The organism is Photobacterium kagoshimensis (assembly GCF_050337045.1).
GTDB classification, from domain to species: Bacteria; Pseudomonadota; Gammaproteobacteria; order Enterobacterales; family Vibrionaceae; genus Photobacterium; species Photobacterium kagoshimensis.
Window position 1 is genome coordinate 41,135 of the sequence record NZ_JAKJSO010000017.1, and the last position, 26,436, is coordinate 67,570.

The following is a 26,436-nucleotide window of genomic DNA, read 5'->3' on the forward strand; positions in this document are numbered from 1 at the left end:
GGATTAGCCGAAGACTATGTTTAAAAAACTTCGTGGCATGTTTTCTAATGACCTGTCTATTGACTTGGGTACCGCCAATACTCTTATTTATGTCAAAGGACAGGGCATCGTACTTGATGAACCATCAGTTGTTGCTATTCGCCAAGATCGTGCGGGTGGTACAAAAAGTGTTGCCGCAGTTGGTCACGATGCAAAGCAAATGCTTGGTCGTACCCCGGGTAACATTGCAGCCATTCGTCCGATGAAAGATGGCGTAATTGCTGATTTCTACGTGACAGAAAAAATGCTTCAGCACTTCATTAAGCAAGTGCATGACAACAGCATTCTTCGTCCTAGCCCTCGTGTGCTGGTGGCGGTTCCTTGTGGTTCTACCCAAGTTGAGCGTCGTGCTATTCGTGAATCAGCGCAAGGTGCTGGTGCGCGTGAAGTGTACTTGATCGATGAGCCAATGGCGGCTGCAATTGGTGCGGGTATGCCTGTATCAGAAGCAACAGGCTGTATGGTGATCGATATTGGTGGTGGTACAACGGAAGTTGCCGTTATCTCACTTAACGGTGTGGTTTACTCTTCATCTGTACGTATTGGTGGTGATCGCTTCGATGAAGCCGTGATCAACTACGTACGCCGTAATTACGGTAGCCTCATTGGTGAAGCAACCGCCGAGCGCATTAAGCACGAAATCGGTTCTGCTTACCCAGGCGATGAAGTACGTGAAATTGAAGTACGCGGCCGCAACCTAGCGGAAGGTGTTCCACGTAGCTTCACACTAAATTCAAACGAAATCCTAGAAGCGCTACAAGAGCCGCTAACAGGTATCGTATCAGCTGTGATGGTAGCACTAGAGCAGTGCCCACCTGAACTTGCATCTGACATCTCAGAGCGCGGTATGGTGCTAACCGGTGGTGGTGCACTACTACGCGATCTAGATCGTCTGCTAACTGAAGAAACAGGCATTCCTGTTGTTGTTGCTGAAGACCCACTAACGTGTGTTGCTCGTGGGGGCGGTAAAGCGCTTGAAATGATCGACATGCACGGTGGCGATTTATTCAGCGAAGAATAATGCCAGCAATGGCAATTTTAAAAACAGGTTATAGCGTTACATGAAACCTATCTTTGGCAGAGGCCCCTCTCTGCAACTGCGCCTGTTTCTAGCCATATTGCTATCGGTCAGCCTTATGCTGGCCGATAGTCGCCTTGATGCTTTTGCCAATATCCGTTACCTGCTCAACTCCGCGATAGCGCCGCTGCAATACGCCGCGAATATCCCGCGCGCGATGCTCGATAATGTGTCTGGTCAACTCAGCTCGCATCAGCAATTATTGGCTGAAAACAAAAGTCTAAAGCGTGATCTACTGGTTCAGCAAAGCGATGTCTTGTTACTTGAGCAATTAAAGCAAGAGAACAAACGCCTGCGTGATCTGTTGGATTCACCGTTTATTCGTGATGAACGCAAAATGATCACTGAAGTGATGGCGGTTGATTCTGATCCTTATAGTCATCAAGTGATGATAGATAAAGGGCGGATCGATGGTGTCTATGAAGGTCAGCCCGTTATCAATGACAAAGGGATTGTTGGGCAAGTCTCTTATGTTGGCGCCCACAATAGCCGCGTATTGTTATTGATCGATCCAACTCATGGCATTCCCGTGCAAGTGGTACGTAACGATATCCGTGTGATTGCATCGGGTAGTGGTCAAATTGATCAGATCCAGCTAGAGCATGTGCCAAGTAGCACCGACATTGAAGTGGGTGACTTACTGGTGACATCAGGCCTAGGTGGTCGTTATCCAGAAGGGTACCCTGTTGCAAATGTAACGGAGTTTTCTTTTGATAATAAACGGCCTTTTGCTCAGATCAAAGCGCGCCCAACGGTGCAGTTTGATCGCCTGCGATATTTGTTATTGGTATGGCCCACACCGCAAGAACTGAATAATACGGGAGGACTAGACGATGCCTCATAGTCGTCCTAATGGCCGATTCTGGATATGGCTGTCCATTACCGTGGCACTGATATTACAAGCAGCGCCATGGCCGGGAGAGTTAGACCCATTTCGTCCATCTTTAGTATTGCTAGTGACCTTTTATTGGGTATTGGCTTTACCTCACCGTGTTAATGTTGGCAGTGCACTATTTGTCGGGCTATTGTGGGATCTTATGCTAGGTTCCACACTCGGCGTTCGTGGTTTAATGATGGCGATTGTGTGCTATTTAGTGGCATTGAATTTCCAAGTTTTACGTAACCTATCATTACTGCAGCAGGCATTATTGATTGCTATGCTGACGTTACTTGGTAAGTTAATTGAGTTCTGGGCGGAATACCTCGTTTCAGAAGTCACATTTGAACCGCAACGTACTTGGGCTGTCTTACTTAACTTCATTCTGTGGCCTTGGTTATTTTTATTATTGCGCAGAATGCGACGTAAATTCTCAATTCGTTAAATAGCCAGTACCTAAGCTGTCAGCGGCACACACTGGTTTACAGTACTTAACAAAGCTCCATACGGAGCTTTGTTTGTCTAGATAAGCCTAAATATTGAATGTTTAATATCAGTGTTTAGGGGTGATAATAGAAAGAAGGTTTTCATGTCTGCGATACAACTGCTTTTGGCATCGGGTTCACCACGTCGACAAGAGTTATTAACACAACTGGGTTATACCTTTGAGCGAATTGTTGTCGATGTAGAAGAGCAGCATCAAGCGCATGAGAGTCCTGCGCAGTATGTACAGCGCCTTTCGCAAGATAAAGCATTGGCTGGTGTTGCAGCCAGTGACGGTGATAAGCCTGTTTTAGGGGCTGATACCATAGTCGTCGTTGACGATCATATTTTAGAAAAACCTGCTGACTTTGCTGATGCCCATCGCATGTTGAGCATGCTATCAGGACGAAAACATCAGGTTTTAACCGCTGTCACGCTCGCAAATAGCGAGCGTATTGAAACCCAATTGGTGACCACGCAAGTGTGGTTTAAAACTCTGTCAGAGCAAGAAATAGAACAATATTGGCTGAGTGGCGAACCACAAGATAAAGCGGGAAGCTATGGCATTCAAGGCATTGGCGGCAAGTTCATCGAGCGAATCGATGGCAGTTATTACGCTGTGATGGGGCTACCTTTGGTAGAAACTGACATCATGGTTACAGCATTTTTAGAATCGAATTAGAGGCAATAATGAGTACAGAATTGCTAATTAATGTAACGCCAAGTGAAACTCGCGTTGCAATGATTGAAGCGGGCACATTACAAGAGGTGCATGTTGAGCGTGAATCAAAGCGCGGTATCGTCGGTAATATTTACAAAGGTAGAGTGAGCCGTGTTTTACCGGGCATGCAAGCTGCCTTTGTTGATATTGGCTTAGAGAAAGCCGCCTTCCTCCATGCTTCTGATATTGTTCCGCACACCGAGTGTGTGGCTGAAAATGAGAAGCAGCAGTTTCAGGTACTGGATATTTCAGAGCTGGTTCGTCAAGGCCAAGATCTGGTTGTGCAAGTGGTCAAAGATCCACTCGGTACTAAAGGTGCGCGCCTAACAACAGATGTGACACTACCATCGCGTTATTTAGTTTTCATGCCTGGTGCCGCTCATGTCGGTGTTTCTCAGCGTATCGAGAGTGAAAAGGAGCGAGATCGCCTGAAGAAAGTGGTTTCGCATCACTGTGATGACTTGGGTGGCTTTATTATTCGTACCGCAGCGGAAGGGGCGACGGAAGATGAAGTGGCGCAAGATGCGGCATTCTTGAAGCATTTGTGGCGTAAAGTGTTAGAGCGCCGCGTTAAGAATAAACCTAAATCCATGTTGTACGGCGAGCTAGGTTTAGCGCAGCGTATCCTACGTGATTTTGTTGGTACTGAATTAGACTGTATCCAAGTGGACTCTCGTCTCGGTTTTGAAAAGCTAAAAGAGTTTACCGATGAGTTTGTGCCAGAGTTGAGCGATAAGCTTGAATACTACTCTGGCGAGCAGCCAATCTTTGATTTATTTGATACTGAAAGCGAAATACAACGTTCACTGGATCGTAAAGTCGAGCTTAAATCGGGTGGTTACCTGATCATCGATCAGACCGAAGCCATGACAACCGTTGATATCAATACCGGTGCCTTTGTTGGCCGTCGTAATCTTGAAGAAACAATCTTCAACACCAATATTGAGGCCACCAAAGCCATTGCTCGTCAGCTACGTTTACGTAACTTGGGCGGCATTATCATTATCGACTTTATTGATATGGCCTCTGAAGATCACCAGCGCCGAGTATTACTGGCATTGGAACAAGCATTGTCTTACGACCGAGTGAAGACCAACATCAATGGTTTTACTCAGCTAGGCTTAATTGAGATGACGCGTAAACGCACCCGTGAAAGCATCGAGCACGTCTTGTGTGGCACTTGTCCAACGTGTGAAGGCCGAGGCTCGGTAAAAACAGTTGAAAGCGTATGTTACGAAATTCTGCGTGAGATCACGCGTGTTAATCGTGCGTATGATGCTGATCGTTTTGTCGTTTATGTTGCACCAGCCGTTGCGGAAGCACTGGCGGGAGATGAGTATCATGCCCTCGCTGAGCTGGAAGTCTTTATTGGTAAACAAGTGAAAATCAAAGGCGAGCCGTTATACGTGCAAGAGCAGTTTGATGTAGTCATGATGTAAGTGAGGCTCTGCGTGACAAACGTTACCGTTCGTCTGGCGAGAGGAATGATGTGGCTGGTACTGACATTGTTGGTACTGGCTTCGATTGCTGTTAGTGGTTTACGTCTTCTTCTTCCTCAGCTTAACGAATATCGCGAACCCATTCGTCAGTGGGTTTCTGCGCAGGTCGATATGGATCTGCAAATTGAGCAGGTTGAAGGGCATTGGCGCACCTTTGGCCCTTCTTTAATGCTGCAAGGGATCAGTGTTGGATCGTCAGATATCAGCCCCTCTTTGGTGAAAGTGGGGGATGTCGAAGTACGCTTTGATTTATGGCGCTCTGCATTCCAGTTACGCCCTGTCTTTAAAAATGTCAGTATTCATGATCTTGCCGTTGATCTTACCCAAATCCCAAGTTTAAATCCGAATACGCTCGATGTGCCTGAAGCCGCGTCTGAGGCGGGTGAACAGGAAAAACAGTCGATTGCTCAGCAGTTGGAGCAGGTATTCTTTGTTCGTCTGGGTAACTTTGTGTTGAAAGATGCCAAAGTAACCACTTGGACCCCGTCGGGTGAAATTGTCCAAATCGATATTAATCAACTTAAATGGGCGAATAACCAAGGTAATCACCGCGCAGAAGGGGTGGTGAGTATTGTTGGTACCCATTTAAGTGAGCTTGATGTCAGTGTTAATTTATCTGAGCAAGGTGATCTTGAATCGCTGTCTGGCCAGATCTATGCCAAGGGTAAAAAACTGTCGTTTACGCCGTGGTTACGCAAGCAGTTAACCAGTGGTGTTGATATCACCAATAGTGAAGTGAATGCGGAGCTATGGCTGTCATTACAAAATGGCGATGTCACCAATGGTCAGATTCAATTAACCGATAGCGCACTATCGTGGCAGCAGCAAAAACACCCTCATCAAATTGGCATTAAAAACGGGATCATTCGAGTTGAGCCTTTTCGTGAAAGTGATGGTTCATTGTCATGGCGTGTTAATACCAACGCCATGGCTTGGCAAACGGATGGGGCAAGCTGGCCTGCATTAAACCTGGCAGCTGAGTGGCAGGCCGATAAATGGCAGATCGCGGTTAACACCATCAAACTCGATCATTTGCAGCCACTGATGGCTTTTTTACCGGATGATGAAGCTATCAATGTATTACGAAAGCTTTCTCCTTCTGGTTTTGTCAGTGATGTACGAGTTGCACAAGTGAATGATGACTCACCGCGCTTTTCTTTAAAGCTGGAGCAGTTTGGCATCAAGCAATGGGAGCTGATCCCTGAGGTGCATAAACTAAATGCCAGCATTAATGGTGACTTACACTCAGGCCGAGCTATTTTAAGTGTGCAGAACGATATGTTGCCTTATGGCGATGTATTCCAAGCGCCGTTGCCGATTGAAAGTGGTGATGTAACGGCTTATTGGCAAGTGAGTGATGCGGGTTGGCGACTCTGGAGCGACAGTTTAAAAGTCACGACACCGCATTTAGCCGTGAATGGTGAATTTCGGATTGATTTCCCTGCGGATAAACCAAGTTGGTTATCCTTCTATGGCGAAGCCTCAGCGTATGAAGTCGGTGAAACATGGCGCTATTTACCGACACTATCGTTAGGCCGAGAGTTGACCGATTATCTGTCAGCGGCGATTCGTGGTGGGCAGGCAAAAGGGGCGCAACTGCTATGGTATGGCGATCTACAAGATTTCCCCTACACCAAGCATGACGGGATCTTTCAAGCCAAAGTACCGCTAAAAAATGCCAAATTTAGCTTTGATACTGAATGGCCAGAGCTGACTGACCTTCAGCTTGATCTCTTGTTTGAAAATGATTTCATGTACCTTGATTCGCGTCATGCCAAAACCATGGGGGCGACAGCAAAACGTGTGACTGGGCGCTCTGAACTGAGTGAAAATGGTAGCTTGGAGCTAGACGTTGCTGTTGCAGCGGAAGGGGAAGATGTTCGTGACTATATGATGGCAACGCCCTTAGTCGACTCCGTCGGTGCGGCGTTATCGACGGTGCAAGTGTCGGGGCCTGTGACCTCTGATTTCAAGCTGGATATCCCCTTTGATGGCAGTGATGTTCGTGCGTGGGGGGCGGCAACCTTAGCGAATAATGATGTGCTGATTGATGCGCCGCCGATTGGGTTATCGCAGGTGAGTGGCAAGATCACCTTTGATAATGATGTGATTGCAGCAAAAGGGTTGAGTGGGCAATTACTGGACCAAACGGTAGATATTGGCTTCGACGGTAAGAGTTTAGACACAGTCTATCAAGTTGATATTGGCGTGAAAGGTGACTGGGAAATGGCGCCTCTTCAAGCTCAAATTAAAGACCCATTACTGGCACACGTGAAAGGGCACAGTCGCTGGCAGGCTGATATCGGGGTGAGTCTGCATGACACTGGTTTTAATTACCAAGTGGGTGTCACTGCGCCATTAACCGGGCTCTCAAGTGATCTGCCATATCCGCTTGAGCTCCCCAATAAGCGCTCAGCACAACCTGCGCGCTTACAGGTAAAAGGTAATGGTGATGAATTAACGGCTGATCTGTTATTGCCTGATGTGAAGTACCGCACACGCTTAGCTCTGACCAAGCCACGCTTAACATTAGCATCAAGCTACCTTGCTGTTGGAGGGAGTCAGTTACGTCCATTAGGTAAGCATACCCATATTGTTAATGTTAACAGTGACTATGTGGATGGTGACCGTTGGGTTGATCTCGCTAACGAGGTAATTGAACGGTATGACGCGCCAACGGCGAGCAATAGCCAAGTATCGTCCCCTTCTGCATTTCCTGAGCTACCGTTACCGACACGGGTGAACGTGCAGCTTAAGCGCTTAAGTTTGGCGACACTAGACTGGCATGATGTCGCGCTAGCAGCCCGTGATAGCCGTAAACAGTGGCACTTTATTTTAGGCAGCCGCGAGGCAACGGGTGAAGCGTTTTGGCCTCAAGGCAAGCCACTGAATGTAGTGATGGATAAAATACATGTCAATTTGCCGATGTTGGAGCGAATTGAAGAGGATTTACCGACGGATAAATATGTCCCGCAAAGCGATATTCCTTTAGCTACCTCGTTTGATCAGAGCATGATGAAAAATATGCCAGATATGGATCTGACGATAAAGGATGCTTGGCTACAGGGCTACCGCTTAGGCAAGGTGTCGGGCCAGCTGAGCCATGATGAAGCCACTTTGGTGCTACAAAACTTGCAAGTCGATTCTGGGGTGACATCACTCAGTCTTGACGGACACTGGACCTTAGCAAACGGCCAGAATGAAACCCATGTTGCTTTTGATATTGACGGCGAAAACAGCTCAGACTTGATGGGACGCTTTGGTATCTCTGGTGGTGTTGAAGACGCCTCGTTCAGCAGCTATGCCTCGATTCAGTGGCAAGGTGCACCGTGGTCAATGCACCGTGAGACTCTATCGGGTGAAATAAAAACCGAAACGGGCAAAGGGTTTATCAGCAATGTGGGCGGCGCGGGTCGATTACTGGGGTTATTCAGTATCGATTCGATTATTCGTAAAATGCAGCTCGATTTTTCAGGCGTGTTTGATAATGGTCTAGCCTTTGATTACATCCGAGGCTCGGGTAAGTTAGATAACGGCATATTTACTACTGATGATATTAAGATGAAGGCATTAGCGGGTGATATGTTTATCCAGGGTAAAGCCAACTTAGTGGATGAAACGGTTGATGCGCGAGTCCGGTTTAACCCTGATTTGACCTCGGGTATTCCCGTGCTGACGGCTTTTGCCATCGCACCGCCAACGGCCTTGTACGTCTTGGCTATTTCGACTGCATTAGCCCCTGTGGTTGATGTATTCACCCAGATCAACTACCAGATCAAAGGGCCAATCGATGCGCCTATTGTGTCGGAGAAATCACGCTTTACCGGTGAGTTCGTGGTACCTGAATCTATGGGTAAGGGCGAAAGTAAATAAGCGTATAAAACGATGCAGTGTGTCTTGCTATCCATCTGAGTCTGGCGCACTGTAATCTAATTAATGGCATTGGTATTACTAGTCATTCAAGGAGTTAGAATGATGAAGAGCATGACGAATAAAGTGGGCGTAGTGCAAATGAACTCAGGCCGCGACCCTGAAGTGAATCTGACTAAGCTGAAAAAGAAATTGAAAGGACTGCAACTGCAAGGTGCTCGCTTGGTGGTTACACCGGAAAATGCCCTGATTTTTGGTAGCCGTGAGGATTACCATCATCATGCTGAAGCGCTTGGTGATGGCCCTTTGCAGCTTGCAGTGGCGCAAATGGCGGAAAAGTTAGGGATCTGGTTACTGATCGGTTCTTTTCCGATTCGTCAGTCTGATGGTGCGATGACCAGTACAGCTTTACTTTATAGCGATAAAGGCGTGCTGGTTGCCCACTATAATAAAATGCACATGTTCGATGTTGAGATCGAAGACAAGCATCACAGTTACCGTGAGTCTGATACCTTCCAAGCCGGTACGGATACCGTTGTGGTTGCTACGCCTTTTGGTCAGATTGGCCTCTCTATTTGTTATGATGTACGCTTTCCGCAGCTTTATAACGAACTTCGTGCTAAAGGTGCCGATATTATTGTGGTGCCTGCCGCATTTACCCGTGTTACGGGTTCGGCACATTGGGATGTATTACTACGCGCCCGCGCGATAGAAAACCAGTGCTGGTTGATTGCAGCAGCGCAGTCAGGTGAGCACTTTGATGGCCGAGAAACATGGGGCCATTCGATGATTATTGATCCTTGGGGGCAGACAGTGGCATGCCAAGCGCAAGGGACTGGGGTACTAACCGCAGACATTGATTTGAAATTAAGCCACACTATAAGAACAAATATGCCGGTGATGCAGCATGCAAGATTTGCAGTGCATCAGCGCAACGATAAGAGCTGAGTAGATGACGCTAAAAACTGTAGAAAACACCATGCTGGATCAATCAGGGATTGGGCGTGACGACCTTCAACGTATTCTTGGGCAAATTGCGACGAGAGATGTTGACTATGCTGATATTTATTTTCAGTCCTGCTGGCATGAGTCTTTAGTATTAGAAGATAGCATCATTAAAGATGGCTCTTTCAATATCGACCGTGGTGTGGGTGTGCGTGCTGTTGCTGGTGAGAAAACAGGCTTTGCTTACTCGGATCAAATTAACGAGCTCGCTTTAACGCAAAGTGCAAAAGCAGCGCGTGGGATTGCCCGTAAAGGCACCAGTGGTAAGGTTCAAGCCTTTTCTACGGTTGAAGCGCCTACCATTTATGCTGCGATTGATCCGCTATCAAGTTTTGATAAGCACCAAAAGATCGCACTACTTGAAGAAATCGATGCCTATATTCGCAGTAAAGAGCCTTTGGTAACTGAGGTGTCTGTCAGCATCAATGGTGTGTACGAGCAAATGCTGGTTGCTGCATTAGATGGTACTTACGCAGCCGATATTCGCCCGTTAGTGCGTTTGTCGATCAGTGTACTAGTCGAGCGTGGTGATAAACGTGAACGTGGTAGCGCAGGCGGCGGTGGTCGCTATGGTTACGAATTCTTTGTCCAAGAAGAAGCGAACGGTAAAACGGTAGCCCTTAATTTTGCCGACGAAGCGATTCGTCAGGCCTTGGTTAACTTAGATGCAGAAGCGGCACCTGCGGGCACTATGCCTGTGGTCTTGGGAGCTGGCTGGCCTGGTGTGTTATTACACGAAGCGGTAGGTCATGGTTTAGAAGGTGATTTTAACCGTAAAGAATCGTCAGTCTTCTCTGGTCAGATGGGCGAGCAAGTAACGTCATCGCTGTGTACGATTGTTGATGATGGCACTTTGGCCGATCGCCGTGGTTCATTAAATGTGGATGATGAAGGTGTTCCAGGTCAATACAATGTCTTGATCGAAGGCGGTAAGCTAAAAGGCTACATGCAAGACAAGTTGAATGCCCGTCTGATGGGGGTGGCACCAACGGGTAACGGTCGTCGTGAGTCTTATGCGCATCTGCCGATGCCACGTATGACCAATACCTACATGCTGCCAGGTGAACATTCACGTGAAGAAATTATTTCGAGTGTGAAGAAAGGAATTTACGCACCTAACTTTGGTGGTGGTCAGGTTGATATTACCTCGGGTAAGTTCGTGTTCTCAGCGTCAGAAGCTTACTTGATTGAAAACGGTAAGATCACTCGCCCAATCAAAGGGGCAACCTTGATCGGTAGTGGTATTGAAGCAATGCAGCAAGTGTCGATGGTGGGTAATGACCTTGATATCGACCGTGGTGTTGGCGTGTGTGGTAAAGCGGGCCAAAGCGTGCCTGTTGGCGTGGGTCAGCCAACGTTGAAAATTGATTCGATGACGGTAGGTGGTACAGACTAATCTGTATTGACGTCATCATAAAAACAAAAACGCCAGCTGTGATGCTGGCGTTTTAGTAAGCGTCTAAATACTGGGTATTAGTTGCTCATGTACAGCTCTTTCAAGTACTGGAAAATTTCGCGGTATGCTTTCGCGGGTTTTTCCTGTGCTTTTTCTTTATTCGCTTGGCGAACAAGTTGGCGTAGACGCTGACGGTCAGCATCTGGGTGGTCAACTAAAATCGCATTGATCATGCTGTCGCCGTTGGTGATTAATTTATCACGTTTTTGCTCAAGCTTTTTCAGTTCAACCGTTGTTTGCGAGTGTTTGTTGTTAAGCTTATCCAATGCTGTTTGGATTGGCTCAAGATCGATTGAGCGCATTTGCTTACCAATGTACTGCAGCTGACGACGACGCGCTTCATTTTTAAAGCGTTGTGCATCTTTGATTGCTGACAGCATATCTTCATCTAGCGGTACTTTTGCTAGTGCATTAGGCGTTAAGTTGGCTAACTCTTCCCCTAGTTTTTGCAACGCTTCCATGTCACGTTTCATCTCGCTTTTACTTACCCAGATGATCTCTTCTTCTGGTTCCCAAGGGGCTTTTTGATTTTTACGGCTCATAAAAGGGCTCACTAACCTGCAAATGACAAACCGCATCGATGTCGGTTTGGTGGTAATGCTTTTATTTTATCAGTTTAAACACAAATTTGGGCGCAAATTAGCGCACTAGAGTGTTATTCTAATTATATCAGCATAACAATAAGTGAAATTATGGACGTGAGAGAACAAGTCGCACAACAGCGTGTTGAGCTGGAAGCTGCGGTTGCTAAAGCATTAGAGCTTGCCGGGCAGCAAGCTGACGCGGCAGAAGTTGCTATTAATAAAACAACAGGTATTAGTGTTTCTACCCGTATGTGTGAGGTGGAAAATGTTGAATTTAATAGTGATGGTGCACTTGGCATCACGGTTTATCGTGGTCAACGCAAAGGTAGCGCATCAACCTCTGACTTGAGTGAGAATGCTATTGCCCAGACAGTTGCCGCAGCATTAGACATCGCGCGTTATACCTCAGAAGACCCTTTTGCAGGCCCAGGCCCTGAAGAGCTGATGGCGCGTGATATCCCTGATTTAGATCTATTCCACCCTGATGAACCAGAACCCGATAGCGCGGCGGCCATTGCGATTGCAGCGGAACAAGCTGCGCTAGAGTTTGACCCTCGAATTAAACAAAGTGATGGCGCAAGTTACGATAGCCATTACGGGGTTCGTGTCTATGGTAACAGCCATGGGATGCTGGCAAGTTATGCCTCTAGCCGCCATAGCACCAGCTGCTGTGTGATTGCGCAAGGCAAAAACGGTGAGATGGAGCGTGATTACAGTTACACCTCTGCCCGTGTTGCTTCTGAGCTCTGGACTCCTGAGCGTGTGGGTCAACATGCTGCTGAACGTACTGTTGGTCGTGTTGATGCCCAAAAGCTAACAACCCGTGAAGCGCCGATCATGTTTGCCGCTGATATTGCGACAGGTTTATTTGGTCACCTTGTCATGGGGATCAGTGGTTCTAACCTATACCGTAAATCGTCTTTCTTACTCGATCAGTTGGGTGAGCAAATCTATCCAGAGTGGATGAACATCAGCGAGCGTCCACACATCTTACGTGGCATGGCGAGTACCCCGTTTGATAGTGAAGGCTTGGCAACGTGCGATCGTGAAATTATTACCGATGGCTGCTTGCAAACCTACTTGATGACCAGCTACGCAGCGCGTAAGTTGAAAATGCAACCAACAGGTCATGCGGGGGGGATTCATAACTGGATGGTTAACTCGACCGGTGAAAGCTTTGAGCAAATGTTGAAGAAGATGGGCCGTGGTTTATTGGTAACCGAACTGATGGGCCAAGGCGTGAATATCATCACGGGTGATTATTCTCGTGGCGCGGCGGGTTTCTGGGTTGAAAATGGTGAAATCCAATACCCAGTCAGTGAAATTACCATCGCGGGTAACTTAAAAGACATGATGAAAAATATTGTCGCGATTGGTACCGATACTGAGATGCGTAGCCAGATCCAAACGGGCTCTATTTTGTTAGATACCATGAAGATCGCTGGCGAATAAGCCATTCGCCAGCATCTTTTTAGATTGAATAAAAAACCGAGACGCTAGCGCCTCGGTTTTTTTATGTCTCTGATTTGCCTTTGAACTACAGCGTCTTTATACCAAGAAGATAGTCGCGAGGCCTAAGAACACGGACAGACCGACAATATCGGTGATGGTCGTTAATGCCATTCCGCCGGCCAAGGCGGGGTCGATATTGAATTTTTTGAGCATAACAGGGATACATACCCCAGCCACACCGGCAATGATCAAGTTGGTCAGCATGGCACCAGCAATGATAGCGCCGAGTATAATATCGCCTTTCCAGAGGACGACGACACCACCGATGATCAGTGCCCACAAGAGGCCGTTAATTAAGCCAACCCGTGCTTCTTTACTCAATAGCCAGCGGGTGTTTGAATCCCCGATATGACCAACCGCTAAACCACGGATCACGAGGGCAACGGTCTGGTTACCGGCAACCCCCCCCATCGACGGTACAATTGTCATCAGGACGGCAATCGCGGCCATTTTATCTAATGTTGCTTCGAACATGTTAGACACAGAGGCTGCAGCAAGCGCTGCCAGTACGTTGACCCCGAGCCAAATACTACGGCTACGAGCAGATTTCATCACTGGGGCAAAGGTATCTTCTTCATCATCCATACCCGCCATACTCATCATGGAGTGCTCAGCATCTTCACGAATGATATCAACCACGTCATCGATAGTGATACGACCAACAAGGTGATTGTTACTATCAACAACAGGCGCCGAGAGCCAGTTACGACGTTCAAAGAGCGTGGCTATTTCACTGTCATCCATATCGACTGGGATCGCCTCATCGGAGTCGTCCATGACTTCGCGTATTTCAATGTCAGGCTGGGTAGTAACCAGTGTTGCCAGTGAAATATGACCGATGAGATATTCATTCTCATCGACGACATACAGGGCATCGGTCGCTTCAGGCAGTTCACCGCGCATCCGCAAGTAACGCAAAACCACATCGGGCGTCACATCACCACGAATAGTGATAAAGTCGGTACTCATCATACCGCCAGCACTGTCTTCTGGGTAAGCCAGCGCCTTTTCTACCCGATGCCGATCGGTGGCATCCATCTGCGCCAAAACTTCTTGGTAGCGCTCGTCAGGTAGACTACGAAGGACGTAAGCGACATCATCACTTTCCATGCCTTCGGTAACGGCCGCCAGTTTCTCGGGTGCCATTTGCGAGACGATGCCATCTTTTACATCTTCAGATAGCTCATCAAGGATCTCACCTTGCTCTTCAGGATCGGTTAATTGCCACAGTACCTGACGTTCTTTCGGCGGTGAGGCCTCTAACAGGTGGGCAATATCTTCCGGTTCCATGTCTTGCAACAGGCGGCGAACGTGAACAAACATGCCATTTTCTAAGGCCTTGTTCACTTCTTGTAAGGTTTGGTGGGTGTTGTCTTGCTCTAGTAGATCCGCCATAGATACAAACTCGGTTGTGCCATCTGAGCAATTCTCTGGATAAAAGTGATTAGCTCGGCCATGAGGAGCGCAGAGTAAAAGGTGCCAGAAGATTGGTCAGATGGAAAGAATACCGAACAGCTGATACCACCGATGAAGGTTGGTGCTGCTCTGTTTGATTATGCATGAGTGCCTGTGTTATTGGACGAAATGGATAGCCCAAAACATGACGATTCAGCATAAACGCAATAAGCTGAATTTTAACGCAATAATGCGGCTGTTGTCTCACCAGATTTGAGAGTTCGATGAAATTTCATTTGGGAGAGGGAAAGGACGGTATCGGGAGTTGGGAAGTAGTACGCAATAAGTGGCAATTTAGCCGCAAGTTTACTGAGGATGCTGACATAAGTACTGAGATCAGCATCCTCGTCATAATTAACTTTCTTCGTCAAAACCCGCTTCAATTAAGGTAATAACAGCTTCAAGGGCAAGCTCGGCATCGTTACCTTCAGCGCTGACTGTAATTTGTTGGCCTTGGGCAGATTCCAGCATTAAGAGACCCATGACACTATCCGCGGTGGCTTGTTTTTCATGGTTACTGATGGTCACTGTTGCGGCAAAACTTTGTGCTAATTCAACCAATTTTATTGCCGCCCGAGCGTGAAGCCCTAAGCGGTTTTTAATAAACACATCACGAGAAAGTTCGGTCATATTAAACCTTCCAGTGTGCGGTGGCGAATTTGAACTTGTTGCCCAGCATGGATGAAGTGCTCGGCTAACTGTTGGGCAACATACACGGAGCGGTGTTGTCCACCCGTACAGCCGATAGCGATGGTTAAGTAGCTGCGGTTGTTTTTTTCCAGCAGGGGTAACCAGGTCTCGATGAAATTGCGGATTTGATTGGTTAATTGGTTAACTTCAGGGTGACTGGATAAAAATTCTTTCACACCTAAGTCGAGTCCGGTTTGTGGTTTGAGCTCTGGCACCCAGTGTGGGTTAGGCAGAAAGCGGACATCAAACACATAGTCGGCATCGGTGGGTAAACCGTGTTTAAAGCCAAATGACTCAAATACCATGATTAATTCACGGTTTTCGCGGCCAAGTACGCGTGAACGTACTGTTTCACTGAGGTCGTGGATTGATTGTTTGGTGGTATCTATGACTAAGTCAGCATGTTCTTTGAGATCGGATAGGATAGCGCTTTCAGATTGAATTGCTTGTTCCAAGCTCATGTTGTTGCGCGAGAGTGGGTGTAGACGACGTGTTTCGCTGTAGCGTTTTACCAGCTCTTTGTCATCGGCATCCAAGAACATCACATTGACATCAAGTTGACTGCTGAGAGATGACAGGATTTTTTGGATTTCACCTGATTGAGTCGGCATATTGCGGACATCAATACTGACGGCAATATCTTGCTGGTTGTTTTCCACCGTTTTGATGAATTGTGGCAGCAAATTAACAGGTAGGTTATCGACACAGTAGTACCCAAGATCTTCGAGTACCCGTAATGCCACAGATTTCCCTGAGCCCGAGCGCCCACTTACGACCATTAACATCATGGCTGAATTACCTCAAACAACGTGGAAGGGTTACACTCATTATGAGTCATTGGTCATGATTTGATAAAGCTCTTGATCAGACTTTGCCGTACGTAATTGCTTACATACCTGCTTATTGCTGAGCTTTTCCGCCATGCTTGATAGGGTTTTGAGATGCTCTTTACACTGTGCGTCTGGGACGAGTAGGGCAAAGAGAAGATCGACGGGTTGATTGTCGATAGCATCAAATTCGATAGGGTTATCACACTGGATCAAGATAGCGATAGCCTCATCGCTTTGTGTGATCCGGCCATGAGGTATAGCAATGCCATTACCTATGCCGGTGCTGCCCATTTTTTCTCTATTGAGCATACACTCGAACAGAGGCTGGGGATTCTGGTCTAAGTGATCTGCAGCGATTTCGCTGATGATTTCTAGAGCGCGTTTTTTGCTAGAGCAGTGGACTGCACTTTTAGTGCAGTCCAGGCTCAATACCGATCTCAGTTGCATGATTAATGGCTATTGAGTTTATCTTTATGTTTATTTAATTGACGTACGAGTTTATCGGTCAACGCATCGATCGCGGCATACATATCTTCTGAATCCGCTTTGGCGTGAATTTCGCCATTATTTATGTGCAAAGTCGCTTCTGCCACTTGCTGCAATTTTTCTACATTTAAAATCACATGGACATTATTAATTTTGTCAAAGAAACGTTCAAGCTTTTCAAACTTAGTGTTTACATAGTCACGCATAGAATCCGTAACTTCCACATGGTGTCCTGTGAGATTGATTTGCATAGACATCTTCCTTCTGTTGGGCGTTTGAACCATTAAGGCTATATCAAACGTTTACGTTGGTTCGATGGTGGGATCCCAAGGGATTCACGGTATTTCGCGATGGTACGTCGCGCAACCATGATGCCTTGTTCCGCCAATAATGTAGCAATCTTACTATCACTTAATGGTTTCGCTTGGTTTTCAGCGGCAACCAGTTTCTTGACTAATGCGCGGATGGCCGTTGACGAACACTCGCCGCCGTTATCCGTGCTCACATGGCTTGAGAAGAAATATTTCAATTCAAAAATGCCACGTGGGGTGTGCATGTATTTCTGGGTGGTAACCCGAGAGATGGTGGACTCATGCATATCAACGTCTAACGCGATATCGTTGAGCACCATAGGCTTCATGGCTTCTTCGCCATACTCAAAGAAATCTTGTTGATGCTCTACAATGCATCGTGCCACTTTTAACAAGGTTTCGTTACGGCTTTCTAAGCTTTTTATGAGCCACTTCGCATCTTGAAGATGGGTACGAATAAATTGGCTATCGGCACTGTTACGGGTGTTTTTGCTTAATGCCGCGTACTGCTCGTTGACTTTAATGCGAGGTACGCTATCTGGGTTGATCGTAACCACCCATTTGCCGTGATCTTTAAATACAGAGACATCCGGTACGACATACTCGGTCTCAGATGAAATCACGAGGTTACCAGGACGTGGGTCTAAGCCGTGGATCAATTGCATCACGGCTTTTAATTCTGGCTCTTTTAACTTGGTATCACGCATCAGCTGACGGTAATCTCGGTTACCGAGTAAGCCGATGTGATGCTCCAGTATATGTTTGGCTTCAGCCAGCCAAGGCGTGTCTTCAGGGTAGGTCGCTAATTGAAGCAGGAGGCACTCTTGCAGATTACGCGAGGCAACCCCGAGTGGGTCAAATTGCTGTACGCGTTTGAGTACCGCTTCCACTTCATCGAGCTCGATTTCATCGACCCCTAAGCTCTCTAAGATATCGTCAGCTGAGCAGGTTAGGTACCCTTTATCGTCAATGGCATCGATAATCGCCGTGGCAATGGCCAAGTCCGTTTCGCTGAACGGAGTGAGCTGAACTTGCCACATCAGGTAGTCTTGCAGGGATTCGGTAGTCTCACCTTGGTAGACGGGCATGTCGTCATCCATGCTGATCCCTGTGCTTCCTGTGCCGGCGCTGTACACATCTTCCCAAGTGGTATCGACAGGTAAGTCTTCAGGCATTTCACGTTGTTCGATCACTTCGGAGGTATCAAAGGGCTCTGGTTCTGAGTCTTGGCTACTGTTGTCTTGCGCTGATACCTCAATGTCGTTGTTATCAGACGATTTGTCATCGGCATTATGTTCGCTTTCTTCCAGCTCTAACAATGGGTTCGCATCTAAGGCTTCTTGGATCTCTTGTTGTAGATCCAAAGTCGAAAGCTGCAGTAAGCGAATGGCTTGCTGCAGTTGCGGCGTCATTGCAAGTTGTTGGCCTAGCTTAAGCTGGAGCGAGGTTTTCATGGGTATCAATGCACCTTGTCGTTATTGTTGTGCGTGCCGATCTACTACTAACTATAGACGGAACTGGTCGCCCAGATAAACACGTTTTACATGTTCATCGTTTAGAACGTCGGTTGGCGAGCCGTGCGCAATCAATTGTCCCTGACTAACAATGTAGGCATGTTCACAAACGTCGAGAGTTTCACGAACATTATGGTCGGTGATCAGTACGCCTAGGCCACGATCACGTAAATGCTCAATGATTTTTTTGATGTCGATCACAGATATAGGGTCAACACCGGCAAAAGGCTCATCGAGTAAAATGAATTTTGGGTTAGCAGCAAGTGCTCGAGCAATTTCAACACGGCGGCGTTCGCCCCCTGATAATGCCATACCTAAGCTGTTGCGTATGTGCTGTATGTTGAATTCATCCAATAATTCTTCCAATTTGTCTTGGCGTTCTTCGCGGCTTAATTCCTTACGGGTTTGCAAAACCGCCATCAGGTTATCGTGCACACTTAAGCGACGAAAGATAGAAGCTTCTTGTGGCAGATAGCCGATCCCCATGCGAGATCGGTTGTGCATTGGCTGCAAGCTGATATCGGTATCATCAATACTGATGGTGCCTTCATCACGCGCAACGAGGCCGACGATCATGTAAAACGATGTTGTTTTACCTGCGCCATTGGGGCCCAGTAGACCCACAATTTCACCAGACTTTACTTCAAGGCTTACATCCGACACGACTTTGCGGCCATTGTAGCTTTTTGCGAGATGTGCTGCTTTTAAGGTTGCCATAGACGTGCTTATTTCTTATTCGAGTTTAACTGGTTCGGCTGCAAGATGGTGGTTACACGTTTTTTGTCACCACTTTGCGCTGCCAGCTTTTGTTCATCGATTTTGTAAGTGATCACTTTACCGCGGATTTCACTGCCATCTTGGATCAATAGCGCTTCATGTGTCATCTTCAAAAATTCAGTGGCAGTGAGGTAGCGCATTTCGAGCGACTCACCGTCGATAGGCTTGCCGTCATCCATGATTTGATGGAAGGTCGCAGGCTTACCATAGGCATCAATCACCTCTTGACCTTCTTGCCCTTTAGGTCGTGTTACCACAACTTTATCAGCACGAATGTCGATACTACCTTGGCGTAAAATTACATTACCCGTGAAGGTCACGATATTGTTTTGAATATCGAGATTTTGCGTATCCGAATCAATGTAAATTGGTTGCTCGGTATCGTCACTCAGTGCCCAGCTCGATGTACTGATACAAAGGCAAAGTAGGGTACTAATTTTGAATAGATTCATATCTACCTTTCACGTTGTTGAGTAGGGTCGCAACACTGCGATCCATATTCCCTGTCATACCATCGCCTTCGTTAATGAAAGCATCACCCGTCATAACGACGTGGTCAGGGGTATCAAAATCTTTACTAACCAGATCAATGCGTAGGTTATCGGTTTGAATCACTTTCAGGGTTGAATCTGGCAGTAAATTAAAAATCCGAACGTTGCCTTTCATGTATAAGATCTGGTCTTGATCGAGTGTTGCATCGTTAGAACTAATGCGCCACTCGGTTTCTGTTCCTTCTTTAAACAGCCATAACACAGGTTTTACGAAATCCGTGTCGCCGCTTTTCTTAAAGTGTTCAAGGTACTCAGAATCGACTTGATAGCTGCGAATACCGCTTTCATTATGCGCGGTGCTCGTCACAATACTGCCGGTGAATATTGGCTTTTCATCGTCAGGTTTGACTTGAACATCAGCTTGCCAATACCCATTGATCAAGTAAAAGCCAGCCGATACACACACTGCAAAGGCGAGTGTATAGAGTAGCTTATGTAAGGTCATATACTTAAGCCTTTATGTTTATCGAGTTCGCCTTTCGCTTCAAGGATAAGGTCACAGACTTCACGTACAGCGCCGTAGCCACCTTGGATTCGTGTGACGAAATCAGCGCGTCGAGCGAGTAGTGGATGGCCATCTGCGACACACACAGAAAGTCCAATTTTTTCCATTACTGGCCAATCGATCAGATCATCGCCTATGTAGGCCGTATGCTCTGGCGCAATATGTAAATTTTTGTAGATATCAGCATAAGCGGCCAGTTTATTATCTTGGCCTTGGTAGATGTGCTTAATGCCTAACGCTGACATACGGTTTTCAACAATGGCGGATTTACGCCCAGTGATAATGGCGATCTCAATGCCCGCGTTCATTAACGACTTAATGCCATAACCATCGCGGGTGTGGAAGGTTTTTAATTCTTCACCATCGTTACCCATATAGATACGGCCATCGGAAAACACCCCATCCACATCGCAAATCAGCAGGCGAATGTGTTTCGCTTGCTGATATACGTTTTGACAGACAGGACCGTAAATAGTTTCGATTTGTGCCATTACATGACTCCAGCTTTCAGTAGGTCATGCATGTTCAATGCCCCCACTAAACGGTTATCTTCAGTGACAAGCAAGCCGTTAATTTTCCTATCTTCCATTATTTTTAAGCCTTCTGCCGCCAGCAGATTTGGCGAAATGGTTGATGGGTTGCGTGTCATCACATCACCTATGCTGGTGTTATGAATATCAGCACGGTTGTCGAGCAGGCGACGGAGATCACCGTCAGTGAAAATCCCGGTCAGCCGTTCAGTATTGTCAATAATGGCGGTCATGCCCAAGCCTTTGCGAGAGACTTCAAGCAGAGCATCTTTAATTGTGGCTTCTTCATTAACGATAGGCAGCAAGTCGCCTTGGTGCATCACATCGCTAATGCGCATTAACAGTTTGCGACCCAGCGCACCACCTGGGTGAGACAGGGCGAAGTCGTCAGCAGTAAAACCTCGCGCTTCCATCACCGCAATCGCCAACGCATCACCCATCACTAAGGTGGCGGTTGTGCTGGACGTTGGTGCTAAGTTCAGCGGACAAGCTTCTTTTTCGACGGTAATTTGCAGGTGGATCTGAGCAAATTTTGCCATGCTTGATTCAGGTTTACCCGTCATGCTGATCAAGGGAATACCAAGACGCTTGATAACAGGTAGCAGCGCCATGATCTCAGAGGCTTCGCCTGAGTTCGAGATGGCTAATACCACATCATCTTTTTTGATCATGCCCAGATCGCCGTGGCTGGCTTCGCCTGGGTGAACAAAGAAAGCAGGCGTACCTGTACTTGCAAATGTGGCCGCAATCTTGTTGCCAATATGACCTGATTTACCCATCCCCATGACAATAACCTTGCCTTGGCATTGATAAATTAACTCACAGGCAGCAGCAAATTCGCTATTAATATATTGCTGAATGTTTTGCAGGGCATCGATTTCAGTTTCCATCACTTTGCGACCATGGGTGCAAAAATCAAACAGGTGCGACATCATTTACTCTCCATTAACCTGCAACATTATAAAACAGATATGCCTGATAGGCGATAAAGCAGCAAAGAAGTATACCACCCTCTACACGATTGATTCGACGACGCTTTCCTAGTGCCATTAGCATAAGTAAGACGGAAACTGCCAGCATGACGTAGAAATCTCGGCCCATCGCCAGTGGACTCAGTACCGATGGGTTCAGTAAACCAGGGATACCCATAACAGCAAGAATATTGAAAACGTTAGAACCGATAATGTTACCCACCGCCATGTCATCTTCACCTTTGAAGATACTGGCGATAGATGCGGCCAGCTCAGGTAGGCTGGTACCAATTGCAATGATGGTTAAACCAATCACCAGATCGCTCATGCCAAAATATTTGGCGATGATAACAGCAGATTCAACCACCATATCGGAAGAATAAAGTAGCAGTACTAGACCGATAACAATCCAAATGCCTGCCGCGGTATTGCTAACACCATCAGGAATTTCAGATTCTTGCTCATCTGCCAGAACATCACCTTCTGCTTTGGCTTTTTGGCTGATCTTAAACATGGCAAATAAGAACAGGACAAACAAAACCACCAATAATACGCCTTCGTGGAAGCCCAAATGGCTATCCCATAACAGTGCGCCAGCAACAAGCGTCACACCCAGCATTAAGGGTAGCTCTCGACGAATGATACCTGAGCTGATACCTAATGGTTTGATAATTGCGGTCAGGCCGATGATAAGGGCGATATTGGCAATATTTGAACCCAGTACGTTGCCTACTGCAGTATCTGTTTTTCCTGCGAGTGCCGCTGTGGCTGACACCATCATTTCAGGGGCTGACGATCCCATCGCAAGAATGGTCATACCGATGATAAGAGGTGCTACACCAAAGTTTTTAGCCAGTGCCGCAGCACCAAAAACAAGGCGGTCAGCACTCCACACCAGAAGAGTTAAACCGATACAAAGTAAGACAATGGCTTCAAGCATTGTTATCCCTTTCTAATTCAAATTGATTGTGAGCATTAGTTAAGAGGGCAATTTTGACGTTTAGCAACTCAAAAGGGAAGGATAAACACGTCGAATTTAATGTGATTGTATAAAGCAGGGTGTGAATGAGCGCTAAATTTATGAGATAAAGGCCCTGGTGGAATCGGCCTTTATGAACGTTCGTGCTCCTCATCTTAGTGAATCTCGACTGTTCTGACCCTCGCTTTACGAGGAAATAACGGGAAACTGACAGTTATTTCCTTGAGTTGCATGTATTATCTTTATTATTATCTGTCGCTTATCTTATTTTGTTACTTATTGTTAAAGTAATGAAACGGTATCAGTGAGCCGCTAGCGCGAATAGCAATGATCAACAGGAATGTTATGGAGCCGACCAACTCGCTTGTGACAATTAACAACATGATCTTCATGCGTGGTGAGCGCCGAATTTTCGATAATGTCAGTATTGATGTGCCGAAAGGGAAAATAACCGCCATCATGGGGCCGTCAGGAATTGGTAAAACGACCTTACTGCGTTTGATCGGCGGACAGTTAGCCCCCGACAGTGGCGAGATATTGTTTGATGGCCATAATATTCCTGAGCTTAATCGTACACAACTGTACCAAGTCCGTAAGCGTATGAGCATGCTGTTTCAATCTGGTGCCTTGTTTACCGATATGACGGTGTTTGACAATATTGCTTTTCCATTGCGTGAACATACGGATTTACCCGATGATTTGTTACGGACTTTGGTACTGCTGAAATTGGAAGCTGTGGGTTTACGTGGTGCCGCGCAATTGATGCCGAATGAGTTATCAGGTGGTATGGCGCGACGGGCTGCGTTAGCGCGTGCGATTGCCTTAGACCCAGAACTCATCATGTACGACGAGCCCTTTGTCGGCCAAGATCCGATCACCATGGGCGTACTGGTTAAACTGATTCGAGATATGAATCAGGCGCTGGGTGTGACTGCGGTTATCGTATCGCACGATGTGCCTGAAGTAATGAGTATTGCCGATAAAGTCTATTTACTCTCTGGCGGTAAAATCATTGGCAGTGGTAGCCCGAGTGAATTACGGGCGAACCCAGATCCTCAAATTCGTCAGTTTCTTGATGGGGATGCCGATGGCCCTGTGCCGTTCCAGTATCCTGCTCAGCCACTGGCTGACGATCTTTTTTCTTCACAATCCTAGGCCGTATTAAACATGGAATGGATTCGCCGTCTCGGACGATTCACCTTAGATAAATGTGCTGCCGTTGGGCGAGCAAGCTTGATGCTGTTCGGCGCGATATGCTGTAAACCTCAGCCACGAAAAATGTGGCCATTGTTATTGGCTCAGTTGTACTCAGTGGGTGTGCGCTCTATTGCTATCATCTTAGTCTCGGGCTTATTTATCGGCATGGTATTGAGCTTACAAGGCTATATCGTGCTGGTGGATTTTGGCGCAGAAACCAGTCTTGGCCAAATGGTGGCCTTGTCGTTGTTACGTGAACTTGGGCCTGTGGTAACAGCCCTTTTGTTTGCAGGTCGTGCTGGCTCGGCATTAACGGCCGAGATTGGCTTGATGAAGACCACAGAGCAACTTTCTAGCATGGAGATGATGGCGGTCGATCCGCTTCGTCGTGTGATTGCGCCACGCTTTTGGGCCGGTGTTATTTCTATGCCGTTACTTGCCATGATGTTTGCAGCTATTGGTATTTGGGGCGGGCAGCTGGTTGGTGTTGATTGGAAAGGCATTGACTACGGCAGTTTTTGGTCTGTGATGCAGTCATCTGTTGAGCTGGGTTACGACATCGGCAATAGCATTATTAAGTCAGTCTTTTTCGCGATTACCGTGACTTGGATTGCCGTATTTAACGGGTACGATGCCGTACCTACTTCAGAAGGCATTAGTCAAGCCACGACTCGCACCGTAGTGAACTCATCACTGGCGGTATTGGGGCTAGACTTTGTACTGACCGCGCTTATGTTTGGGAATTAACAGATGCAGCAGACAAAAAAAACAGAACTATGGGTAGGCTCTTTTGTATTAGCAGGCATTATTGCGTTGTTAATTCTTGTTTTTCAGGTCGCAGATGTGAAAAGCATTGGCAGCCGAGATACGTATACATTGAGCGCGCATTTCGACAATATTGGCGGCTTAAAGGTCCGTTCTCCAATTAAAGTCGGTGGGGTAACTGTCGGTCAGGTGAGCAGTATTACATTAGACAGTGAAAGTTATATCCCTACCGTTGTTTTATCGATAGATAAGCAATTTGGCTACTTTCCTGAAACCAGCTCCGCGGCTATTTTGACATCGGGTTTGCTGGGTGAGCAGTATATCGGTTTGAGCCCTGGCTTTGTGGATGATGACATTGAAATGCTAGGTAATGGCGATTTGATTGAAGATACAAAATCGGCCCTAGTATTAGAAGATATGATCGGGCAGGTGCTGTATAGCATCGGCGGTGATAAAAAGTAACCTATACCGAAACGAGCTAGACTAAGGAGTAAAGAACAATGATACGATCTTTAGTGATCAGTGCGTTAGGTGTATTACTAACGCTCACCAGCGCAATCGCTGCCCCCGTGGTGGATAAAACCGATCCGTACAAAATGATGGCGGTGGTTTCAACCACCATGTTCGATCGTTTGAAAGCCGAGCAAGCAAGGATCAATCAAAATCCTGAACATTTACGCGTAGTGGTGCAGCAAGAACTCTTACCGTATGTGAATAGTCGTTATGCCGCTTATAAAGTATTAGGCCCACAATTAAAAAAAACCACCAAAGTGCAACGTAATGCGTTTGTTGATGCTTTTACGGAGTACTTAGTGGCGTCTTATGCGCAAGTGCTGACGCAATACACGGATCAACAAATTCGAATTGAACCTGCTAAGGCTGTACCTGCAGATCGTACGATTGTCTCGGTGCGGGTGGATATTATTGATAAGCAGCGTCCACCGATTCGATTGGACTTCAAATTGCGTAAAAATAAGAAAACCAACGAATGGCAAGGTTACGATATGGTGGCAGAAGGTGTCAGCATGATCTCGACCAAACAAAGTGAGTGGAGTGGCCAATTACGCACCGAAGGTGTGGAAGCGGTTACTAACACGCTGAAAACATTAGCAGCGAAGCCTATTCGCCGCGAAACCGATAAGTAATGGCCATGTCGAGTGCCCATACTGAAGTAAAATGGCAAATGATCACAGATGGTCATTATTGCTTGTCAGGTCGCTTAGAACGTGACACAGTCTCGACATTTTGGCGACAAAGAGAAGAGTGGCTGCCTCAGCAAAAAGCAGTAACACTTGATTTGTCAGCACTTGAGCGGGTTGATTCTGCCGGCATGGTGATGCTGTTGCATCTATGCCAGCACATCGAACAATCTGGCGGTCAATTGACGCTATGTAAGATGCCGGAACAACTTAGCACCTTGCTTCGCCTAAGCCATGTGGATTCATTATTCGCTGCCAATATCGCCTGAGCAGCAAAGAGGATAGCTTGTGGAAATCTCTGAAATTAAACAACTTCTTGAAAATGCCTTAGAACTTGATGAAGTCATCGTCAAAGGCGACGGTAGTCACTACGAAGTGATTGCTGTTGGCGCAATGTTCGAAGGTATGAACCGTGTGAAAAAACAGCAGTCAATTTATGCGCCGCTTATGGCTCAAATTTCGGCGAATGAAATTCATGCGTTGAGCATTAAAACGTTCACGCCTGAAGAGTGGGCGCGTGACAAAAAACTGATGTCACTGTAAGAGGTTATG

The 26,436-nt window shown here is 46.8% G+C and carries 28 protein-coding genes; 15 read left to right on the plus strand and 13 right to left on the minus strand.

Features of this window, described 5'->3' with window-relative positions; translation table 11 throughout:
* Positions 1-16: 16 nt before the first annotated feature.
* The 8 genes from L4C35_RS16285 (at position 17) to tldD (ending at position 10,968) form a co-directional block, all read left to right on the plus strand.
* Positions 17-1,060 carry a rod shape-determining protein gene (locus L4C35_RS16285; protein WP_048899201.1) on the plus strand — a complete coding sequence of 348 codons (1,044 nt, stop codon included), beginning with the start codon at positions 17-19 and terminating at the stop codon, positions 1,058-1,060.
* 40 nt (positions 1,061-1,100) lie between these two features.
* Positions 1,101-1,961 carry a rod shape-determining protein MreC gene (gene mreC, locus L4C35_RS16290; protein WP_428463886.1) on the plus strand — a complete coding sequence of 287 codons (861 nt, stop codon included), beginning with the start codon at positions 1,101-1,103 and terminating at the stop codon, positions 1,959-1,961.
* The gene (gene mreD / locus L4C35_RS16295; protein WP_428463887.1) at positions 1,951-2,439 is read left to right on the plus strand and encodes a rod shape-determining protein MreD; all 489 of its coding nucleotides are present in this window, start codon (positions 1,951-1,953) and stop codon (positions 2,437-2,439) included. The genes mreC and mreD overlap by 11 nt, the downstream gene beginning before the upstream one ends.
* A gap of 144 nt (positions 2,440-2,583) precedes the next feature.
* Entirely contained in the window at positions 2,584-3,159 is a 576-nt protein-coding gene (locus L4C35_RS16300) for a Maf family protein (protein ID WP_428463888.1), read from the plus strand.
* An 8-nt stretch (positions 3,160-3,167) separates the two neighbouring features.
* Positions 3,168-4,637, plus strand: coding sequence for a ribonuclease G (rng, locus tag L4C35_RS16305; RefSeq protein ID WP_428463889.1), 1,470 nt, complete (start codon positions 3,168-3,170; stop codon positions 4,635-4,637).
* Between the two features lie 12 nt (positions 4,638-4,649).
* A complete protein-coding gene (locus L4C35_RS16310) occupies positions 4,650-8,570 on the plus strand; it encodes a YhdP family protein (protein WP_428463890.1) in 3,921 nt (1,306 codons plus the stop codon).
* Positions 8,571-8,669: 99 nt separating this feature from the next.
* Positions 8,670-9,515, plus strand: a complete 846-nt coding sequence (locus tag L4C35_RS16315; protein WP_428463891.1) for a carbon-nitrogen hydrolase family protein — start codon at positions 8,670-8,672, stop codon at positions 9,513-9,515.
* 4 nt (positions 9,516-9,519) lie between these two features.
* On the plus strand, positions 9,520-10,968 hold the full coding sequence (tldD, locus tag L4C35_RS16320) for a metalloprotease TldD (protein WP_428463892.1): 1,449 nt from the start codon (positions 9,520-9,522) through the stop codon (positions 10,966-10,968).
* Positions 10,969-11,045: 77 nt separating this feature from the next.
* Here tldD and yjgA read toward each other — a convergent pair whose 3' ends face one another.
* On the minus strand, positions 11,046-11,570 hold the full coding sequence (gene yjgA, locus L4C35_RS16325; protein ID WP_428463893.1) for a ribosome biogenesis factor YjgA: 525 nt from the start codon (positions 11,568-11,570) through the stop codon (positions 11,046-11,048).
* Between the two features lie 150 nt (positions 11,571-11,720).
* On the opposite strand from yjgA, the gene pmbA reads away from it, so the two are divergent.
* A complete protein-coding gene (gene pmbA, locus L4C35_RS16330; protein ID WP_428463894.1) occupies positions 11,721-13,064 on the plus strand; it encodes a metalloprotease PmbA in 1,344 nt (447 codons plus the stop codon).
* Positions 13,065-13,160: 96 nt separating this feature from the next.
* Here pmbA and mgtE read toward each other — a convergent pair whose 3' ends face one another.
* The 12 genes from mgtE to L4C35_RS16390 form a co-directional block, all read right to left on the minus strand.
* Positions 13,161-14,519 (minus strand): magnesium transporter, encoded by a 1,359-nt coding sequence (mgtE, locus tag L4C35_RS16335; protein WP_428463895.1) that lies wholly within the window; start codon positions 14,517-14,519, stop codon positions 13,161-13,163.
* A gap of 414 nt (positions 14,520-14,933) precedes the next feature.
* On the minus strand, positions 14,934-15,209 hold the full coding sequence (locus L4C35_RS16340; protein ID WP_428463896.1) for an HPr family phosphocarrier protein: 276 nt from the start codon (positions 15,207-15,209) through the stop codon (positions 14,934-14,936).
* On the minus strand, positions 15,206-16,057 hold the full coding sequence (gene rapZ, locus L4C35_RS16345; RefSeq protein ID WP_428463897.1) for an RNase adapter RapZ: 852 nt from the start codon (positions 16,055-16,057) through the stop codon (positions 15,206-15,208). The genes L4C35_RS16340 and rapZ overlap by 4 nt, the downstream gene beginning before the upstream one ends.
* Before the next feature lie 39 nt (positions 16,058-16,096).
* A complete protein-coding gene (gene ptsN, locus L4C35_RS16350; RefSeq protein ID WP_371702768.1) occupies positions 16,097-16,546 on the minus strand; it encodes a PTS IIA-like nitrogen regulatory protein PtsN in 450 nt (149 codons plus the stop codon).
* 2 nt (positions 16,547-16,548) lie between these two features.
* Entirely contained in the window at positions 16,549-16,836 is a 288-nt protein-coding gene (gene hpf / locus L4C35_RS16355) for a ribosome hibernation promoting factor (protein WP_048899209.1), read from the minus strand.
* A gap of 38 nt (positions 16,837-16,874) precedes the next feature.
* Positions 16,875-18,350 carry an RNA polymerase factor sigma-54 gene (locus tag L4C35_RS16360; protein WP_428463898.1) on the minus strand — a complete coding sequence of 492 codons (1,476 nt, stop codon included), beginning with the start codon at positions 18,348-18,350 and terminating at the stop codon, positions 16,875-16,877.
* Between the two features lie 51 nt (positions 18,351-18,401).
* A complete protein-coding gene (gene lptB, locus L4C35_RS16365; protein ID WP_428463899.1) occupies positions 18,402-19,127 on the minus strand; it encodes an LPS export ABC transporter ATP-binding protein in 726 nt (241 codons plus the stop codon).
* 8 nt (positions 19,128-19,135) lie between these two features.
* Positions 19,136-19,639, minus strand: a complete 504-nt coding sequence (gene lptA / locus L4C35_RS16370) for a lipopolysaccharide transport periplasmic protein LptA (protein ID WP_428463900.1) — start codon at positions 19,637-19,639, stop codon at positions 19,136-19,138.
* The gene (gene lptC / locus L4C35_RS16375; RefSeq protein ID WP_428463901.1) at positions 19,620-20,183 is read right to left on the minus strand and encodes an LPS export ABC transporter periplasmic protein LptC; all 564 of its coding nucleotides are present in this window, start codon (positions 20,181-20,183) and stop codon (positions 19,620-19,622) included. Before lptC ends, lptA begins: the two co-directional genes overlap by 20 nt.
* Positions 20,180-20,734 carry a 3-deoxy-manno-octulosonate-8-phosphatase KdsC gene (gene kdsC / locus L4C35_RS16380; protein ID WP_428463902.1) on the minus strand — a complete coding sequence of 185 codons (555 nt, stop codon included), beginning with the start codon at positions 20,732-20,734 and terminating at the stop codon, positions 20,180-20,182. Before kdsC ends, lptC begins: the two co-directional genes overlap by 4 nt.
* Entirely contained in the window at positions 20,734-21,705 is a 972-nt protein-coding gene (gene kdsD / locus L4C35_RS16385) for an arabinose-5-phosphate isomerase KdsD (protein WP_428463978.1), read from the minus strand. The genes kdsC and kdsD overlap by 1 nt, the downstream gene beginning before the upstream one ends.
* A 13-nt stretch (positions 21,706-21,718) precedes the next feature.
* On the minus strand, positions 21,719-22,684 hold the full coding sequence (locus L4C35_RS16390; RefSeq protein ID WP_428463903.1) for a calcium/sodium antiporter: 966 nt from the start codon (positions 22,682-22,684) through the stop codon (positions 21,719-21,721).
* A 384-nt stretch (positions 22,685-23,068) separates the two neighbouring features.
* Here L4C35_RS16390 and mlaF point away from each other — a divergent pair, with 384 nt between their 5' ends.
* From mlaF to L4C35_RS16420, 6 genes are read left to right on the plus strand one after another with little or no spacing between them, the layout of a single operon-like run.
* Positions 23,069-23,878 (plus strand): phospholipid ABC transporter ATP-binding protein MlaF, encoded by an 810-nt coding sequence (mlaF, locus tag L4C35_RS16395; protein WP_428463904.1) that lies wholly within the window; start codon positions 23,069-23,071, stop codon positions 23,876-23,878.
* Positions 23,879-23,890: 12 nt separating this feature from the next.
* On the plus strand, positions 23,891-24,667 hold the full coding sequence (gene mlaE, locus L4C35_RS16400; RefSeq protein WP_428463905.1) for a lipid asymmetry maintenance ABC transporter permease subunit MlaE: 777 nt from the start codon (positions 23,891-23,893) through the stop codon (positions 24,665-24,667).
* A 3-nt stretch (positions 24,668-24,670) separates the two neighbouring features.
* Entirely contained in the window at positions 24,671-25,147 is a 477-nt protein-coding gene (gene mlaD, locus L4C35_RS16405; protein ID WP_428463906.1) for an outer membrane lipid asymmetry maintenance protein MlaD, read from the plus strand.
* Positions 25,148-25,185: 38 nt separating this feature from the next.
* Positions 25,186-25,830: a phospholipid-binding protein MlaC gene (gene mlaC, locus L4C35_RS16410; RefSeq protein ID WP_428463907.1), complete on the plus strand. Its 645-nt coding sequence runs from the start codon at positions 25,186-25,188 to the stop codon at positions 25,828-25,830.
* 5 nt (positions 25,831-25,835) lie between these two features.
* Positions 25,836-26,153: an STAS domain-containing protein gene (locus L4C35_RS16415; RefSeq protein WP_428463908.1), complete on the plus strand. Its 318-nt coding sequence runs from the start codon at positions 25,836-25,838 to the stop codon at positions 26,151-26,153.
* Positions 26,154-26,172: 19 nt separating this feature from the next.
* Positions 26,173-26,427, plus strand: a complete 255-nt coding sequence (locus tag L4C35_RS16420) for a BolA family protein (RefSeq protein ID WP_048899217.1) — start codon at positions 26,173-26,175, stop codon at positions 26,425-26,427.
* The last annotated feature ends 9 nt before the right edge of the window (positions 26,428-26,436 follow it).